This window comes from Phaeobacter sp. JH20_34, from assembly GCF_048056095.1.
In the GTDB taxonomy this organism is placed as follows: Bacteria; Pseudomonadota; Alphaproteobacteria; order Rhodobacterales; family Rhodobacteraceae; genus Phaeobacter; species Phaeobacter bryozoorum.
This window is the reverse complement of the sequence record NZ_JAYMWT010000011.1, coordinates 62,254-78,589: the sequence shown is the minus strand read 5'-3', so window position 1 is coordinate 78,589 and position 16,336 is coordinate 62,254. Positions and strand designations below refer to the sequence as shown.

General features: G+C 60.1%; 17 protein-coding genes. 9 read left to right on the top strand and 8 right to left on the bottom strand.

Annotated features, from left to right (window positions below; all coding sequences use genetic code 11):
• Positions 1-87: 87 nt before the first annotated feature.
• Both VWZ81_RS09780 and VWZ81_RS09775 read right to left on the bottom strand, forming a co-directional pair.
• On the bottom strand, positions 88-1,266 hold the full coding sequence (locus tag VWZ81_RS09780; protein WP_416542616.1) for an aminotransferase class I/II-fold pyridoxal phosphate-dependent enzyme: 1,179 nt from the start codon (positions 1,264-1,266) through the stop codon (positions 88-90).
• A 108-nt stretch (positions 1,267-1,374) separates the two neighbouring features.
• Positions 1,375-2,703, bottom strand: a complete 1,329-nt coding sequence (locus VWZ81_RS09775) for an amidase (RefSeq protein WP_416542615.1) — start codon at positions 2,701-2,703, stop codon at positions 1,375-1,377.
• 89 nt (positions 2,704-2,792) lie between these two features.
• Between VWZ81_RS09775 and VWZ81_RS09770 the strand changes: the two genes are divergently transcribed.
• Positions 2,793-4,019, top strand: a complete 1,227-nt coding sequence (locus VWZ81_RS09770) for an FAD-dependent monooxygenase (RefSeq protein WP_340546927.1) — start codon at positions 2,793-2,795, stop codon at positions 4,017-4,019.
• A 97-nt stretch (positions 4,020-4,116) separates the two neighbouring features.
• On the opposite strand, the gene VWZ81_RS09765 is transcribed toward VWZ81_RS09770, so the two are convergent.
• Genes VWZ81_RS09765 through VWZ81_RS09755 form a run of 3 tightly spaced genes read right to left on the bottom strand, consistent with a single transcriptional unit; the run spans position 4,117 to position 5,924 of the window.
• A complete protein-coding gene (locus VWZ81_RS09765; RefSeq protein ID WP_340546926.1) occupies positions 4,117-4,323 on the bottom strand; it encodes a Trm112 family protein in 207 nt (68 codons plus the stop codon).
• Positions 4,320-4,961, bottom strand: coding sequence for an LON peptidase substrate-binding domain-containing protein (locus tag VWZ81_RS09760; RefSeq protein ID WP_416542614.1), 642 nt, complete (start codon positions 4,959-4,961; stop codon positions 4,320-4,322). The genes VWZ81_RS09765 and VWZ81_RS09760 overlap by 4 nt, the downstream gene beginning before the upstream one ends.
• 27 nt (positions 4,962-4,988) lie before the next feature.
• Entirely contained in the window at positions 4,989-5,924 is a 936-nt protein-coding gene (locus tag VWZ81_RS09755) for a tetratricopeptide repeat protein (protein WP_416542613.1), read from the bottom strand.
• Positions 5,925-6,170: 246 nt separating this feature from the next.
• Here VWZ81_RS09755 and hspQ point away from each other — a divergent pair, with 246 nt between their 5' ends.
• On the top strand, positions 6,171-6,497 hold the full coding sequence (gene hspQ, locus VWZ81_RS09750) for a heat shock protein HspQ (protein WP_340546923.1): 327 nt from the start codon (positions 6,171-6,173) through the stop codon (positions 6,495-6,497).
• 100 nt (positions 6,498-6,597) lie between these two features.
• On the opposite strand, the gene VWZ81_RS09745 is transcribed toward hspQ, so the two are convergent.
• The 3 genes from VWZ81_RS09745 to VWZ81_RS09735 form a co-directional block, all read right to left on the bottom strand.
• A complete protein-coding gene (locus tag VWZ81_RS09745; protein WP_416542612.1) occupies positions 6,598-8,172 on the bottom strand; it encodes a gamma-glutamyltransferase family protein in 1,575 nt (524 codons plus the stop codon).
• A gap of 257 nt (positions 8,173-8,429) precedes the next feature.
• Positions 8,430-8,876: an ATP-binding protein gene (locus VWZ81_RS09740; protein WP_340546921.1), complete on the bottom strand. Its 447-nt coding sequence runs from the start codon at positions 8,874-8,876 to the stop codon at positions 8,430-8,432.
• Between the two features lie 35 nt (positions 8,877-8,911).
• Positions 8,912-9,256 carry an STAS domain-containing protein gene (locus tag VWZ81_RS09735; RefSeq protein ID WP_340546920.1) on the bottom strand — a complete coding sequence of 115 codons (345 nt, stop codon included), beginning with the start codon at positions 9,254-9,256 and terminating at the stop codon, positions 8,912-8,914.
• Positions 9,257-9,349: 93 nt separating this feature from the next.
• Between VWZ81_RS09735 and VWZ81_RS09730 the strand changes: the two genes are divergently transcribed.
• The 7 genes from VWZ81_RS09730 (at position 9,350) to VWZ81_RS09700 (ending at position 16,304) form a co-directional block, all read left to right on the top strand.
• The gene (locus tag VWZ81_RS09730; protein ID WP_416542611.1) at positions 9,350-10,522 is read left to right on the top strand and encodes an acetyl-CoA C-acyltransferase; all 1,173 of its coding nucleotides are present in this window, start codon (positions 9,350-9,352) and stop codon (positions 10,520-10,522) included.
• A 95-nt stretch (positions 10,523-10,617) separates the two neighbouring features.
• The gene (locus VWZ81_RS09725) at positions 10,618-11,076 is read left to right on the top strand and encodes a GAF domain-containing protein (RefSeq protein ID WP_416542610.1); all 459 of its coding nucleotides are present in this window, start codon (positions 10,618-10,620) and stop codon (positions 11,074-11,076) included.
• A gap of 189 nt (positions 11,077-11,265) precedes the next feature.
• Positions 11,266-11,835, top strand: a complete 570-nt coding sequence (locus tag VWZ81_RS09720) for a helix-turn-helix domain-containing protein (protein WP_340546917.1) — start codon at positions 11,266-11,268, stop codon at positions 11,833-11,835.
• A complete protein-coding gene (locus VWZ81_RS09715) occupies positions 11,835-12,464 on the top strand; it encodes a LysE family translocator (RefSeq protein WP_416541501.1) in 630 nt (209 codons plus the stop codon). The genes VWZ81_RS09720 and VWZ81_RS09715 overlap by 1 nt, the downstream gene beginning before the upstream one ends.
• Entirely contained in the window at positions 12,461-12,832 is a 372-nt protein-coding gene (locus tag VWZ81_RS09710; RefSeq protein WP_340546915.1) for a GFA family protein, read from the top strand. Before VWZ81_RS09715 ends, VWZ81_RS09710 begins: the two co-directional genes overlap by 4 nt.
• A 15-nt stretch (positions 12,833-12,847) precedes the next feature.
• Positions 12,848-15,295, top strand: coding sequence for a GcvT family protein (locus VWZ81_RS09705; protein ID WP_416542609.1), 2,448 nt, complete (start codon positions 12,848-12,850; stop codon positions 15,293-15,295).
• A complete protein-coding gene (locus VWZ81_RS09700; RefSeq protein WP_416542608.1) occupies positions 15,276-16,304 on the top strand; it encodes a GlxA family transcriptional regulator in 1,029 nt (342 codons plus the stop codon). Before VWZ81_RS09705 ends, VWZ81_RS09700 begins: the two co-directional genes overlap by 20 nt.
• Positions 16,305-16,336: the final 32 nt, after the last annotated feature.

The window sequence follows — 16,336 nt, the reverse complement described above, 5'->3', positions numbered from 1 at the left end:
GGCGTCCCGCTTCTTATGCGCGGATTTGGGCCCCATGGCTTTTTTATTTTGGCGCCGCTCGTTGAAAGGGGCGCATCGAATGGGTCATCAGTAGAGGCAGTTGCGCAATTTGCGCAGGGCTACCTCGGTCTGATCTGCGGGGGCGACCAGTGCCACCCGAATATAACCGGCGCCCGGGTTCTTGGTGCCGTTGCCCTGGGCCAGATAAGATCCGGGCAGCACCCGTACGCCGGTGTCCAGCCACAGTTTCAGTGCCGCCGCCTCTCCGTCCTCGACCGGTAGCCAGAGGAAAAATCCTGCCTCAGGTGCCATGTAACCGTCCAGCCCGTCAAAAACCTGATCCGCAATCCGGTATTTTGCCTGATAAAGCGCGCGGTTCTCCACGACATGCGCTTCATCCGCCCAAACTCGGGCTGCAGCGGCCTGTAGCGGTGCGGGCAGCGGGGCGCCGGAATAGGCGCGCAGCTGATGCACCCGCTTTAGCGTTTCCGGTCCGCCGACGATGAGGCCCGAGCGGAGACCAGCAAGATTGGAGCGCTTCGAGAGCGAATTGAACAGCACCACCCGTTCTGGGTCCGCACCCATTTCTTGTGCGACGCTCAGGGCACCGACCGGTGCGCTATCCCGGTAGATTTCAGAATAGCATTCATCGGCAAAGATGCGGAAATCATACTGCTCGGCCAGTTGGATAAGCCGGGTCCAGTAGTCCCGGCTGGCTACGGCACCCTGCGGATTGGCGGGCGAACAGATATAGGCGACAGCAGTGCGGTTTAGCACCTCGGGCGGCAGGCTGCTATAATCGGGCAGATGACCCGTCGCAGCCGTCGCGGGTACAAAAACCGGCTCTGCTGCAACCGAGATCGAGGCAACCATATAGACCTGATAGAAGGGGTTCGGGATCAGCACGACTGGTTTCTGGCCGTTTTTCTGTTCCGGGCAGAGCGCCATCGCTGCATTGTAGAGCCCTTCTCGGGTGCCGTTCAGCGCCATGACCTGTGTCATTGGGTCGACGCTGACATCATAGCGGCGCTTGATCCAGTCGCTGATGGCGCCGCGCAGCTCGGTGCTACCCTCGTTGGGAGGGTAGCTCTGAAAGCCGGCGGCGTTTTCGACGATCACATCCGTCACCCAGGCCGGGAAATCATGTTTGGGTTCGCCAATGGTCATATGCACCACATCGCCGCCCGGCGTGTGATGGTCCAACAGGGCCCGCAGTCGCGGGAACGCGTATGGCGGCAGGTTTGAAAACCGCTCCGGAAAATTCATGTGTTTGGCCTCAGGTCCGGGATCGTTAATGCCCCGTTCACAAACAAACTACAGAGCGGATCCCTCTGCGTCCAGCCGCGCGAAGGTGGGCTTGGCAAAATGTGGCTTTCACGCCAATGCCCACTCCACAGCTGCGCCGACGCGCAAGAGGGCCTCTTCGCAGTCAGGTTGCCCCAGGATCTGCAAGCCACATGAGGGGACGCCAGTGGGCAGTGACAGGCCACACAGTCCCATCAGATTGCCAATCCGGGTGTTGCGCAAGGCCATCAGATTTGAATGGATGTAGTAGTCGTGATCGTTCTGAAGCCGTTCGACATCAGGTGGCAGGATCGGAGAGGTCGGGCAGAGAACGCCGTCAAACCCTGCGGTGGCCAGATCCCAGTCCATTCGATACTGCTCCAGCTTGGCCCAGGCGGCGACATAGTCCGGACCGCTGAAACCGGCCCCGGAGCGGAACCGCTCCAGAATCTCGGGAAACATCAGATGTGGTGCTGCCTCGATCACATCTTTCCACAGGCCGTAGGCCTCCGCTGTAAAGAGGATCGCACTGAGCGACATGGCCTCCTTCAGCACAGGAACCTCCAGCGGGACAATATCTGCTCCGGCTGCGCGTAGTTTATTCAGGGCGTCGCTGTGGGCCTCGGCAATCTCAGGGGCCAGATCCTCCTGCGCCACGGTCCGCAGGTCGGCAAAGCGGCGTCCGTCCAAGGTGGTTCCGCGCAGATCGGGGCCATGGGTGCCCTCCAGCATACCTAGATAAAGCGCGGCGTCCTCGACCGATCGTGCCAGAGGGCCGACGGTATCAAACCTGAGGCAAAGCGGGACAACCCCTTCCAGGCTGATCCGGCCGGAAGTCGTCTTTAGTCCGACAAGATCATTCCAGGCCGAGGGAATTCGTACAGATCCCCCTGTATCAGAGCCTATTCCACAGGCCGCCAGACCAAAGGCGACGGAAGCTGCCGCACCGGAGGACGATCCGCCAGGGGCTGCCTGATCGTCATGGATGCAAGGCGGTGTTGCCTTCACCGGATTGAGACCGAGCCCGGAGAAGGCCAGCTCGCTCATATGTGTTTTGCCGAGGCAGACAGCGCCCATTGATGTTGCCGTCTGCAGAACCAGCGCATCGCGTTCGGGGACCCGCTCGGCTAGCAGATTGGACCCGGCTTCGGTTGTGATATCAGCGCTGTCAAAAAGATCCTTCCAGCTGATCGGAACGCCGTCTAGCAGCGACAACCGCTGTCCCTGCGCCGCGCGCAGCTTTGCCGCTTCGGCCTCGGCAAGGGCGCGGTCATGGGTGACGATGGTGTAGATCCGGTCGCGCTTGGGATGGGCGTCAATGGCCTCCAAATAGGTTCTGGTCAAGGCAACCGGGCAGATTTCACCTGCCTCAATGCCACGGCCCAGATCCGCTGCGGTTTGCGTCAGCCATTCTTGCATGTGCGCCTCTCCAAATTGCTCGGGATGAGGCGACGGTAGCGGCACCGCGCCCCATGGACAATCCCAATCGCAGGCGCATATTGCGGGGCATGAAAAACACAACCGACATCCTGATTGTGGGCGGTGGCCTGAATGGTCCGGCCCTGGCATTGGCGCTGGCCCAGACAGGCCACACAGTGACGCTGATCGACGCGCTGCCGCGCGATCTGCGCGACGATGACGGCTTTGATGGGCGCAGCTATGCGCTGGCGCTCGCATCACAGCGGTTGCTGGAGCAGATTGGCGTCTGGTCGCAGGTCGCGGACAAGGCCCAGCCGATGCTGGACATCAAGGTCACCGATGGTCGCGCGGGTCAGGGACCATCGCCGTTCTTCATGCATTTCGATCATGCCGAGATCGAAGATGGTCCTATGGGATACATGATTGAGGATCGCTATCTGCGTCGTGCCCTGCGCCGCGCGATGGAGGCGGATTCCGCAATCACGCTGGTGGATGAGCAGACAGTCGTCGCGCAGCATGTCGACGCCACTGGTGTGACCCTTACGCTGGCCTCTGGTGACGCGCTGCGTGGGGGAATGATCGTCGGGGCGGATGGTCGGCGCAGTGGCACCGCAGCACGCGCAGGTATCAAACGGACCGGCTGGGATTATGGTCAGACGGCGCTGGTTTGCGCCATTCAACACGAGGCGCCACACAACGGCGTCGCCCATCAATTTTTCATGCCCGCTGGCCCATTGGCGATTCTGCCGTTGCCGGGCAATCGGTCTTCCATCGTCTGGAGTGAACGGAGCCGGGTTGCTGAAGCGATCCAGGCCCTGGACGAGGCGGACTACCTTGCGGCGCTGCGCCCCCGATTTGGCGATTTTCTGGGCGAGATCAGCTTGGCCGGTGACCGTTTCACCTACCCTTTGAACCTGACCCTCGCCAATGCGTTTGTGGCTGACCGGCTGGCGCTGGTTGGCGATGCCGCCCATGGGGTCCACCCGATTGCAGGGCAGGGGCTGAATGCAGGGCTTCGCGATGTCGGCGCATTGGCGGAGGTGCTGACGGAGGCAAAGCGCCGGGGCGAAGATATTGCCTCTCCGCTTGTGCTTGCGCGTTATCAACAGTGGCGTCGCTTCGATACCGCCAGTCTGGCGGCAGCTACCGATGCGTTCAACCGGCTGTTTTCCAACGATAACCCGCTACTGCGCTTGGGGCGCGACGTTGGGATGGCCGTGGTTGGCGCCTTTCCGGGGCTGCGCCGCACCTTTATTCGTGAGGCAGCCGGACTGACCGGGGATCTGCCGAGATTGCTTCAAGGGCTGCCGATCTGAAGCTGGCCATGGTGCGGGTGCAAATCAAATTGGCCGGACAAAACTTGCCCGGCCACATCAAGATTTCAGCTTCAATCGCATTGCGGCAGGTATCGGCCTAGTCCAGAACGCGCGCCTCGCCCTCAAGCATGACAGGAATGCCATTGCGGATCGGAAAGGCCAGATTGGCCGCGCGCGATATCAGCTCCTGCGCTGAGGCATCGTATTCAAGGACCGTCTGCGTGCGCGGGCAGACCAGTGCCTCAAGCATCCGGCGGTCAAAGGGCGCCTCACTGGCTCCGGTGGAAGACGGTTCAATGCTCATTGCAGAATTTCCTCATGCGAGCCGCCGCGAAGGGCGAATTCGATCAATGTGACCAGGGTCTCGCGCCTTGTGGCAAGGCAGGGCGCTTCGAGCAAGGCCTGTTTGTCTTCGGGGTCGAAGTCGAGCATCATCGACAAGGAATTGATCAGTAGCTCATCCTCGGCGTCCTTGAGAGCATCCCAATCTGTCGAAAGGTTGCGCGATTCAAAGAAACGTTCGAGCAGCTCTAGAAAGCGGGCGCGGTTGAAATCGTCATCCGCCTCAACCCGGCCCAGATCGCGATGAAACCCGTCCCAGTCGACATCGCACCGCCGATATGGCGTGAACCCATTGATCTCGGTCTTGATCCGAAACCGTGAGACGCCGGACAAGGTAATCAGATAGCGGCCATCTTCGGTTTCCGAAAACTGCGTCACCCGTCCGGCGCAGCCGATGCTGTGCAGGCTATTGTCGCCGGTTTTCGACGGGAACGGCTGTATCATGCCGATCATCCGGTGTGGCGTCTTGAGCGCATCCTCCAGCATTTGCAGGTAGCGCGGTTCGAATATGTGCAACGGCAATCGCGCCCGGGGCAAGAGCAACGCCCCGGGCAGCGGAAACACCGGCAGAGTGTCGGGCAGATCAGCAACCTGTATCATGCTAGGGACTGTAGCGCTGGCGCCGCCCTAGGCAAATATGATGGAGCTGAGTTTGCGCCGACCATTGAGGACAATCGGATCGTTTGGCTTCAGAGCGTCGAAAATTGTGAACAACTGTGCTTTGGCCGCGCCGTCGTTCCACTCTTGGTCCTTGCGGAACAATGTCAGGAGTTCATCCACTGCGGCTTGGGTGTCGCCAGCTGCGTGCAGGGCCTGTGCCAGATCAAACCGGGCCTGATGGTCCTCGGGGTAGGCGTCCACGGTTGCGCGCAGTTCCGTCACGGGACCTGCATTCTCGGCCTGACGAGCCAGGGCGATCTGGGCATGAGCGGCCTCGATTTCTGCGGCATCGGAGATATCGGCAGGTGCGCCATTGAGCACCGCCTCCGCCTGGTCGAGATCTCCCATGGCGACGTGGGCGCGTGCCAGCCCCCCGTAGGCGGCGGCGCTGTGATCATCTTCGCCAAGCACGGCGGCGAAGGTCTGCGCCGCATCCGCGAAATCACCATCGGCTAGCATCTGCTCGGCCGCTTCGACAGCTTCGCCCAGCCCGCCGTCCGCGCTGCCACCAGCTGCTTCGATTGCACGTTTGATGAATGCGTCGATTTCAGATGGCGCTACGGCGCCTTGAAACATGTCAATGGGCCGCCCCTGAACAAAGGCGACAACCGTCGGGATTGACTGCAAAGGAAGTCCTTGCTGCGAGAGGGCCTGAACCAGACGCTGGTTCTGATCCACGTCGATCTTCGCCATGGTGACGGCGCCTTTTGCCTTGGTCACGGCAGCTTCCAGCGCGGGTCCAAGTGTTTTGCAGGGGCCACACCAAGGAGCCCAGAAATCGACGATCACCGGCGCGTGCATCGACGCATCGACAATGTCCTGCATGAATGTTGCCTCGGTCACGTCTTTGACCAGATCACCTGCGGGGGCCATATCTCCCGCGCCGCCAAGAATATCGATCATGCGCTTGCTCTCCATTTCCAACTTGCCCCCTATATGAAAGCTGGCTGCCCAGAAACCAAGGGTTCATCTGCGCAAAGCCCTGCACCCGAGCGCTATCGCGGCTGTTTGCCGAGGGCTCAGAAGGCGCAGGTATATGGCGACAGCATTGTTCTACCGTGAATGACACAGTGTTTCCGGCGAAACCGGGCCGTGGATTCGACATTTTCCCTTGTCGCAGAGTATCATGAGGCGATAGGAACAGCATTCATGCTTAGAACGCGCGCAAAATATAATCTGGGACAGGTTGTCCGCCACCGCAAACATCCCTTTCGCGGAGTTGTGTTCGACGTCGATCCAGAGTTTGCCAATACCGAGGAATGGTACGAGGCCATTCCCGAAGACAGCCGCCCGGTGAAGGACCAGCCGTATTACCATCTGCTGGCGGAAAACGATCAGACCTACTACGTGGCCTATGTGTCGGAACAGAACCTGATCGCCGACTATTCCGGCGAACCTGTGGGGCACCCCGATATTCCAGAGATGTTCGGCAGTTTTGACGAAGGCAGCTATGAGCTGCATTATCAACTGAACTGATATAAGCGGCAGGCGTTTGGACCTCAGCCTTATGAACTCCGCACTGGCGCGGCCAAAGTGCGAAGATCCATTTCTCTCAATTGCGGTCTTGTCGTGCGGTTTAATACCCCAGAGCGCAGCCATCTTTGCGAGGGTCGCTGGCACCTTCCAGCACACCTGAGCGATGAATCTGGATCGCCTGTGCTCCGCCAATTGCGGTCTCCGGTATCGCGATGTTGTGTCCCATATCCGCGAGCTCTTGTCTCACCGCATCGCTGTAGCCGCGTTCGATCTTCAGGGTGGCGCCATCGGCAAAGGCGCGGGGCAAATCGATCGCCGCCTGAGGATCCATGCGAAAATCCGTCATGTTAGAGACGAATCGCGCGTGACCATTGGGCTGATAGGCACCACCCATCACGCCAAAGGGCATGGTGACCGCGCCTTCCTTGCACAGCATTCCCGGAATGATAGTGTGCATTGGCCGCTTGCCGCCTGCCAGCATGTTGGGGTGGCCCTCTTCCAAGGTGAAACCTGCGCCGCGGTTTTGCAACAGAATGCCAAACTTGTCGGAGGCGATCCCCGATCCGAAACCGTGGAAGATCGAATAGATCAGCGAAACGGCCATGCGGTCCTTGTCGACGACAGTGATATAGATCGTGTCTTTATGCACTGCCTCACTGATCGGAGCAGGTGCAGCCATCGCGCGCTTCGGATTGATCAGTTCGGCCAGGCGCACCGCCGTTTCCGGCGCCAGCATATGGTCCAAACGGGCCGTGTGATCTGGATCCGCGATGAACCGGTTGCGCGCATCATAGGCGAGCTTTGCGGCTTCGGCTTCGATGTGAATACGTTCTGCGCCAACTGGGTTCATGCCTGCCATATCGAAATGCTTCAGGATATTCAGCATCAGAATAGCCGTGGCCCCTTGACCATTTGGCGGGTGTTCGACCAGCTCGATATCCTTGTAGCTGCCGACAACCGGTATGGTGACGTCAGCCTGCGTAGCGGCAAAATCCTCGCTGCGTTGCAAACCGCCGCGGGCTTGCAACGCAGCAATCATATCTTCGGCGACCTCGCCCGTATAAAACGCATCACGCCCGTCTTTGGCGACGCGCCGCAATACCTCGGCTTGACCTGGAGCGCGAAATATCTGCCCGATCCGCGGTGGCTCACCATCAAAAAGATACTGGTCGCGGGCGCTGCCCTGAAGCGTGTCGGCATCGTTCTGCCAGTCAAAGGCCACTCGCGGAGCCACCGGAACCCCAACTTCGGCATAGTGGATAGCAGGGGCAAGGATGGCATCCAGCCCCAACCGCCCTTCGGTATCGGAGAGTTTGCAGAAGGCGTCGATTGCACCGGGTATGGTCACTGCATGTGCGCTGGTCAGGGGAACCGCGCTCAACCCATCCGCCCGCAGCCCGGCCGCGTTGGCGGCCGCGGCGGCACGCCCCGATCCGTTCAGGGCCATAACCGGCGAGCCGGGGCGGGAGTAAAGAACAAAACAATCGCCACCAATCCCGGTCATTTGCGGTTCACAGATGCCAAGCAGCACCGCGCCAGCGATTGCGGCATCCATCGCGTTGCCGCCGCGTTTCAGAATGTCTATGGCCGCGCCCGCCGCCAGCGGATGAGATGTGGCGCAGAGACCATTTTCGGCAAAGACCGCCGACCGTCCGGGGAAGTGAAAATCGCGCATGGTGCCTCCTGTAACTGGAAGGCAGCTTAGGTCGCACGGACGCAAAGGCAACGACAAAGGAGGATGAAAGAGTCGCCGCTTTCGCTACGGCGCAATGCGGCAAGGCGCCGTTCCGGCGCAGATTATCTGCACTGGCGCCGCCTGTAGCCCGATGAACCGAGCGATAAAGAGGAGAGAGGAGGTCTGGTGTTCGCCGCCGGGTGGCCAATGTGCCGTCCGCATGGTGGCGCTGGATGCCGGAACTCGGGCGCTAGACGTCACGCGCTATTGGCGTTGCGCATCTGAATTTCGAAACACAGGGAAAGGTTGTTGCCGCTGTCATCTCGCTTGTATTGCACATCTGAGGTGAGTTCGCGGATCAGCAGCCAGCCAAAGCCGCCTTCTGGCAGCTGGTCGGTCTCAACAGTCAAGTCATGCGCGGTCGCGATCGGCAATTCGCCATCCTTGAACGGAGCGCCGCCATCGCCAATCGAGATCCACAGCTGGTCAGGGTGCAGATTGCACCGTATGCGGACATCCCCGATGTCCATGCCGGCATAGGCATGTTCGACAACGTTGTTCACCGCCTCAGTCAAGGCGATCTGCACCTCATCCGCCCGGGCTTCCGGGATGCCCATTTTGCGCAGCCGCGCCACAACATCCTGTACACCGGATCTGGCATCCAGTTCCGTTGCCGTGAACGTGCAGGAAAAGGTTTCTACCATAGTCTTTTCGCTCCGCGTTACAAACACGCGTGGGGTCAAGAATCGATGCGGGTGGCAGTCGTTGCGTCGCTCAGTGACGCATACAAATCAAAAACAGTATCCATTCGCGTCAGTCGAAACACCTTGTCGACCATCGGCGTCAGCCCGGCGAGATCCAGTTTTCGGCCCTGTCCGAGCTGCTTCATAGCAGCTACAATAGCACCAAGACCGCTGGAATCGATGAATTTTACTTCGGACAGATCAAGAATGACGCGATCAGGGCCATTTTCGGTGGTCGCGCGCATGTCTTCTTTGAATTGGATGGCCATCGCTGCATCAATGCGTTCGGCATTGACGGTCACGATCTGTGTACCATCTGCTGTTGTGCTCGTCAGGCTCATGAGTGTCCCCGCGTCAATATGTGTTGACGATCAAACTAGACGTCAATCCTTACGATTTTGTATGCACTATTTCGAGATTAGGAGGAATATTAGATGAAAAATGTAGTGATCGCAGGCGCGGCCCGAACCCCGATGGGAGGTTTTCAGGGCATGTACGACGGCGTCGCGGCCGCCGTCCTCGGCGGCGCTGCAATCCGCGCAGCTCTTGAGGGGGCAGGCGCCAGCACTGTGGATGAGGTCCTGATGGGCTGCGTCCTTCCGGCGGGCCAGGGCCAGGCGCCCGCGCGACAGGCCGGGTTTGCGGCTGGCCTCGGAGAAGAGGTGCCTGCAACGACGCTGAACAAGATGTGTGGCTCCGGGATGAAGGCCGCGATGATTGCTTATGATCAGATCGCGCTTGGGCAGACCGATACCATGGTTGCGGGCGGTATGGAGAGCATGACCAATGCGCCTTATCTTCTGCCGAAGATGCGCAATGGCGCGCGGATCGGGCACGGGCAGGTGGTTGATCATATGTTTCTCGACGGCCTCGAGGACGCCTATGACAAGGGCCGCCTGATGGGGAGCTTTGCCGAGGATTGCGCTGAGACCTATCAATTCACCCGTGAAGCGCAGGACGAATACGCGCTGACATCGCTATCCAATGCGCTGGCCGCACAGGAAAGCGGTGCGTTTGACGGTGAAATCGCAGCTGTCACCGTCAAAACTCGAAAAGGCGAGGTCGTGACGGATGCCGATGAGCAGCCGAAATCGGCGCGCCCCGACAAGATCCCGACGCTCAAACCGGCCTTCCGCAAGGATGGCACCGTAACGGCAGCAAATGCCTCCTCGATCTCCGATGGCGCGGCGGCCTTGGTTCTGGCCTCGCAGGAGGCTGCCGAGGCGCAAGGCTTGACCATACGCGCCCGGATCATGGGGCATGCAAGCCACGCACAGGCGCCGGGTCTGTTCACAACTGCTCCAGTCCCAGCAGCGAAGAAGCTGATGGAGAAGATCGGCTGGACCACCGATGATGTCGACCTGTGGGAGGTGAATGAAGCCTTCGCAGTTGTGCCAATGGCCTTCATGCGTGAAATGGGGCTGCCGCGCGACAAGGTGAACGTGAACGGCGGTGCTTGCGCGTTGGGGCATCCGATTGGGGCCTCTGGTGCGCGGATTATTGTGACCTTGCTCAACGCGCTGGAAAAACGCGGTCTCAAACGGGGGATCGCTGCCATCTGTATCGGCGGCGGCGAGGGAACGGCAATCGCGATTGAGCGGGTGTGAATGTCACCTTTACCAAAATACTCTCGGGGGTGAATTGACCTGAAGGTCAAGAGGGGGCAGACAGCCCCCTCTGCTACACTTGAGGAGGGCTGCTCTTGCAGGTCGAGTACGAAACACTTGCCAAGACTATCGCTGCACTGACTGAGGGCGAGACTGACGAAGTTGCGCTGATGGCAACCGTGACCTGTGAGGTCCACCACAGCGATGATCGGTTCAACTGGACTGGGTTTTATCGGGTAGTGGCGCCGCAATTGCTGAAGATTGGCCCCTATCAGGGTGGTCATGGATGTTTGCAGATCCCGTTTTCACGCGGCGTCTGCGGAGCAGCGGCGCGCAGCGGTGAGGTGCAGCTGGTCGCCGATATTGACGCCTTTCCGGGCCATATCGCCTGTGCGTCATCGACACGGTCCGAGCTGGTGCTGCCGGTATGGAACCGCGACGGAGCGCTGATCGGCGTGTTTGATATCGACAGCGATCAGCCGGATGCCTTCACGCAAGAAGACGCAGAGCAGCTGACGCTCATATTGAAGCGGGTCTTCAGCCGCGCCGGTTGATTCGGTGATCAAGGGGCGTTGCCCCTCGGCCTGACGGCCTCACCCCAGAGTATTTATGGAAAGATGACGAAGCCGGGCGCCTTTATGGCCCCGGTTTTTGTTTGTCAGGGCTGTTCATGAAAAAAGGCTTTGAAATTTCACAAAGCCAGTGCATCGTGAAAAAATGACCCGCTTTTTCATGGAGTCCCTGTGACAGATCAATCACCATATCACGCAACACTCGGTGCGGATCTGCGCGCCTTGCGTAAGGCGCGTGGCGTGACGCTTGCCGATCTTGCGGGGCGTCTTGGTCGGTCTGTTGGCTGGTTGAGCCAGGTCGAGCGGGATATGTCGGAGCCGTCGATTTCTGATCTTAGAGCGATTGCCAGCTCGTTGGATGTGCCGATGTCGATGTTGTTTGCCCATTCGGCGGCGCCGGTTTCAGAACAGGGGTACATTGTCCGCGCAGGCGCGCGCCGTCCGATGGGGTCGGGCGACGAAGGTCTGATCGAAGAACTGCTGTCGCCCGATCTGACCGATGACTTCGAGATGGTGCACTCCACCTTTCGTCCGCATTCGCGGATGCAGACCCCCGCCGACCGCCCGACGCAGGAGGTTGGCTACATGATTTCAGGCCGGTTGGACCTGCTGATCGGGGGGCGCAGTTTCACCGTGGGGCCCGGCGACAGTTTCCGGATCAAGGAAGAGCCGTACCAATGGGCCAACCCCTATGACACGCCGGCCGTCGCGGTCTGGGTTATTGCTCCACCGGTGTACTGATGAGTATTGATGCCTGGATCATATTTGCGTTGTTCTGGGCTGTCTTCGTGACCACACCCGGGCCGAATGCGGTGAATTGTATCTCCAACGGAATGGCCTTGGGGTTTGGGCGTGCAATGGTCGGTGTTCTGGCGATCCTGACGCAAGCGACGTTGTTCCTATTGCTGTCGGCCCTGGGGGTGACGACTCTGATCGCAGCCTCGCCCACCGGATTTCTGGTGGCCAAGCTGATTGGCGCCGGGTTTCTGATTTATCTGGGTTGGCGTGGTTGGCGCAACGCGACACGCCCGGTTCCGGCCACTGTCCGGCCCGCCCGTCACATCTACCTGCACGCCTTGGCGGTGGCCGTGATCAATCCGAAGAGCGTGGCGGGTTATCTCGCCGCGTTCTCGCAGTTCATCCAGCCGGACGTGCCGGTCTGGGACCAGATGCTGGTGATCGTGCCCACTGCCTTGGGCCTGACCACTCTGAGTTACACCGGTTTTACCCTGCTGGGTGCCGGCCTGGGAAAAGCTGCAATGAAAGCCGTCTTCAGCGTCTGGATCCGTCGCCTGCTGGCAATTTGTTTCATTGTTTACGGCGTTCTGCTCGGCGCGAGCAGCGCTCCCAACCTGGAGGTTGCAAGATGATCAAGGGGTCCTGTCTTTGCGGGGGTATTCATTATGAGACATCCGCCCAACCGCAGGGCGCCTCGATGTGTCACTGCGGCCAATGCCGTCGGCAATCCGGGGGTATATGGTCGTCGGCTCGCGTGCCGGAGGCAGAGCTGATGATCTCCGGCGAGGTGAGCTGGTACGCGGCCAGTCCGGTGGCGAAACGGGGTTTCTGCGCCCGTTGCGGATCGTTTCTGTTCTGGAAAGCTGAAGATGGGGACGCGATCTGTTTTTCGCTTGGCTCGGTCGAGGCACCTACCGGTGTCTCCCTGGAGAAGCATATCTTTGTTGCGGACAAGGGCGACTACTACGACATCGCGGACGGCGTGCCGCAAGAGGACTGACATCAGGGAGCAATCATGTCCGATTTTCCAAACAAGGCCCGTGTGGTCATCATCGGCGGTGGCGTCGTCGGCTGTTCGGCACTGTATCATCTTGGGAAGAAGGGATGGACGGATTGCGTCCTCCTGGAAAAGAACGAACTGACAGCCGGTTCGACATGGCATGCGGCGGGCAATGTTCCGACATTCTCGACCTCTTGGGCGATCATGAACATGCAGCGCTACTCGACCGAGCTGTATGCCCGCCTCGGTGAAGAGGTCGACTATCCGATGAACTATCATCAGACCGGCTCTATCCGTCTGGCCCATACCAAGGAGCGAATGCAGGAGTTTGAACGCGCCTGCTCCATGGGCCGCTATCAGGGCATCGGGATGGAGATATGGACGCCTAAGCAGGCCAAGGAGCGTTATCCGTTCCTGGAGACCCACGACCTGAAAGGTGTGCTGTGGGATCCGTCAGACGGCGACATCGACCCGGCGCAGGTGACGCAGGCGTTGGCCAAGGGCGCCCGCGACATGGGCGCGAGGATCATCCGCTTCTGCCCGGCAACCGGCGTCAGCCAGAAGGAAGACAAGACCTGGATCGTGCATACCGATAAGGGCGATATCGAATGCGACTATGTCGTGAACGCCGCCGGTTATTATGCCCAGCGTGTCGGAGAGTGGTTCAAGCCCTATGGCGGCCGCACCGTGCCGATGATGGTGATGAGCCACCAGTATCTGCTGACCGAGCAGATCCCCGAGATCGAAGAGCACACCAAGAAGACCGGCAAGAAGCTCCCGCTGATCCGCGACGTGGATGTGTCCTACTACCTGCGTCAGGAGAAAAACGGCTACAATCTCGGGCCATATGAGCCGAACTGCAGGGGCCACTGGATGACCGAGGACGACCGGATGCCGGACGATTTTTCGTTCCAGCTGTGGTCGGACGATCTGGACCGGATCGAGGATATCGTCACCGACGCGATGGAGCGGGTGCCGCTGATGGCGTCCACCGGCGTCTCCAGCGTGATCAACGGCCCGATTCCCTATGCCCCCGACGGTCTGCCGCTGCTGGGCCCGATGCCGGGCGTGGACAACGCGTTCGAAGCCTGTGTCTTTACCTTTGGCATCGCCCAGGGCGGCGGTGCCGGCAAGGTGCTGGCGGAGTGGATCGCCGACGGCCAGACCGAGTGGGACATGTGGTCCTGCGATCCGCGCCGTTACACCGACTACACCGACCAGGATTACTGCGACAAGAAAGGCATGGAAGTCTACGGCAACGAATACGCCATGCACTTTCCGCATCACGAATGGCCGGCAGCGCGCGACAAGAAAGTCAGCCAGGTGCATTGCCGCATCAAGGAGCTCGGCGGCCAGATGGGCGCCTACAACGGCTGGGAGCGCGCCAACTGGTTTGCAAAGGATGGTGACGACACCTCCGAGGAGGCCACCCATACCTGGGGCCGCTCCGGCCCGTGGCAGCAGCGGATCAAGGAAGAATGCGAAGCGGTCCGCGACGATGTTGGCGTGCTGGACCTGCCGGGTTTCTCCCGTTTCAACCTGGACGGTGAGGGCGCAGCCGAGTTTCTGCGCGGGATGATCACCGGGGGTCTGCCCAAGGCGGGCCGGATGAACCTGGTCTACTTCGCAGATAACCGCGGCCGTATCCTGACGGAGATGTCCTGCATCCGTCACGGTGAAGACCATTTCACTATGATCACCGCAGGCTCGGCCCAGTGGCACGACTTCGAGATCCTGAAGAAGGCGCTGCCCGAGGGCCTGACCCTGACCGACCGCACCACCGAATTTGCAACCATGATCGTCACCGGCCCGAAATCGCGGGAGCTGCTGGCGGGCATCTCGGATGCCGATCTGTCGCTGGGCTGGCTGACCCATCAGGAAGCCACGGTCGCGGGCAAGCCCGCCTTCCTGGCGCGGGTGTCCTTTGCTGGCGAACTGGGCTGGGAGGTCCATTGCGCCAACGCGCATCAACCGGAGATTTACGAGGCCCTGCTGGCGGGCGGCGCCAAGCCGTTTGGCATGTACGCGCTGAACTCCCTGCGCATCGAAAAGGGCTACCGCACCTGGAAGGGTGACCTGTCCACCGACTACTCGCTGCTTGAAGGCGGGCTGGAGCGGTTCGTCAAGCTGGACAAACCGCAGGATTTCCCGGGCAAGGCCGCGATCCAGGCCGAAAAGCAGCGCGGGGTGAAGAAATCCTTTGTCACCCTGATTGTCGATGCCGGGGAGGCGGACGCGCCCTATATGTCCTGCATCTGGAAGGATGACGAGATCGTGGGCGAAACCACCTCTGGCGACTGGGGCTACCGTGTGAATGCCTCCATCGCGCTGGGCATGGTGCGACCTGAGTTGGCGGTGCCCGGAACCGAACTGGAGATCGAAATCTACGGTGAGAAATACCGTGCGGTGGTTCAAAAAGACGAACCACTGTGGGATCCGGGCAATGACCGGCTCCGGGCCTGACCCTCGCGCGACCTCCGAGGGCCCCGCCCCTGGGGGACGTCGGTGGCAGGTTGATATCCTGCTGAGCGAAGGTTTCGTCTTGACGGAATTTTCCGCCGTGGTGGAGCCGTTGCGCCTGGCCAATCGGGTGTTGGCGCAGCCACCGTTCTCCTGGACCCTTCGCTCCGCAGCGGGTGGTCAGATCGGCTGCCGGGCGGGTGCCTTTGTCGAGACGGAGCCTTTTGCAAGCCGCGCCGAGGCGGATTGTGTTTTTGTTCTTGGCAACACGGATCCCGATTGCCCTGCGCTGTCGATGGGGCCGCTGATCAGCAAATACCGCGCGCGCGGAGCCAAAGTCTATCTGCTGGCTGAGGCGGCAAGCAGGTACATCCGCGACAGCGGAAAGCAGGGGGCGCTCCACACGACACATTGGGAAAACGCCACTTTGATGCGCGAACGTATTGGATTGTTTGACGCCAACTTCGCGCTTGCAAGCGAGGATGGTCAGGTTGTGACCTGTGCCGGAATGGGGTCGACGGTGGATATCGTTCTGGCCCTGATTGGACAGCTGACAACGGCCGCCGCCCAGGTGACGGTTGCCAATATCCTGCTGCATGACAAGATACGCGATTACGCATCGCTGCAACCCTTCTCAGGTGTGAAGCCAACGGTTACCGGTGATGCTGACCTCGATCAGGCCATTCGCGTGATGCAGGAGCACATCGAAGACCCGTTGCCGATCAACGAGATCGTGAATCAACTGGGGATTTCGACCCGATCGCTGGAGCGCAAGTTCAATACTTTTCTGGGCACCACTCCAAACGGGTTTTACCGCGAAATGCGGCTGAACAAGGCGAATAATCTGCTGCTCAACACCACTATGAGCGTGCGGGAAATCGGATTGGCCTGCGGATTCTCCAACGGGTTTTCGACCCTGTATAAGGCTTTTTTCGGCATTACCCCATTTGCCTTGCGAAAGTCACGACGCGCTTCCCAGTCCATGGAGCGACGTCGGAAACCCGCCCATTAGCGGCGGAGAATACAGCGGCAAGATTGGCGTTT

Excerpts from the sequence above, each read along its gene's own strand:
- VWZ81_RS09780 (WP_416542616.1), bottom strand. The coding sequence starts at position 1,266 with ATGAATTTTCCGGAGCGGTTTTCAAACCTGCCGCCATACGCGTTCCCG.
- VWZ81_RS09775 (WP_416542615.1), bottom strand. The coding sequence starts at position 2,703 with ATGCAAGAATGGCTGACGCAAACCGCAGCGGATCTGGGCCGTGGCATT.
- VWZ81_RS09770 (WP_340546927.1), top strand. The coding sequence starts at position 2,793 with ATGAAAAACACAACCGACATCCTGATTGTGGGCGGTGGCCTGAATGGT.
- VWZ81_RS09765 (WP_340546926.1), bottom strand. The coding sequence starts at position 4,323 with ATGAGCATTGAACCGTCTTCCACCGGAGCCAGTGAGGCGCCCTTTGAC.
- VWZ81_RS09760 (WP_416542614.1), bottom strand. The coding sequence starts at position 4,961 with ATGATACAGGTTGCTGATCTGCCCGACACTCTGCCGGTGTTTCCGCTG.
- VWZ81_RS09755 (WP_416542613.1), bottom strand. The coding sequence starts at position 5,924 with ATGATCGATATTCTTGGCGGCGCGGGAGATATGGCCCCCGCAGGTGAT.
- hspQ (WP_340546923.1), top strand. The coding sequence starts at position 6,171 with ATGCTTAGAACGCGCGCAAAATATAATCTGGGACAGGTTGTCCGCCAC.
- VWZ81_RS09745 (WP_416542612.1), bottom strand. The coding sequence starts at position 8,172 with ATGCGCGATTTTCACTTCCCCGGACGGTCGGCGGTCTTTGCCGAAAAT.
- VWZ81_RS09740 (WP_340546921.1), bottom strand. The coding sequence starts at position 8,876 with ATGGTAGAAACCTTTTCCTGCACGTTCACGGCAACGGAACTGGATGCC.
- VWZ81_RS09735 (WP_340546920.1), bottom strand. The coding sequence starts at position 9,256 with ATGAGCCTGACGAGCACAACAGCAGATGGTACACAGATCGTGACCGTC.
- VWZ81_RS09730 (WP_416542611.1), top strand. The coding sequence starts at position 9,350 with ATGAAAAATGTAGTGATCGCAGGCGCGGCCCGAACCCCGATGGGAGGT.
- VWZ81_RS09715 (WP_416541501.1), top strand. The coding sequence starts at position 11,835 with ATGAGTATTGATGCCTGGATCATATTTGCGTTGTTCTGGGCTGTCTTC.
- VWZ81_RS09710 (WP_340546915.1), top strand. The coding sequence starts at position 12,461 with ATGATCAAGGGGTCCTGTCTTTGCGGGGGTATTCATTATGAGACATCC.
- VWZ81_RS09705 (WP_416542609.1), top strand. The coding sequence starts at position 12,848 with ATGTCCGATTTTCCAAACAAGGCCCGTGTGGTCATCATCGGCGGTGGC.
- VWZ81_RS09700 (WP_416542608.1), top strand. The coding sequence starts at position 15,276 with ATGACCGGCTCCGGGCCTGACCCTCGCGCGACCTCCGAGGGCCCCGCC.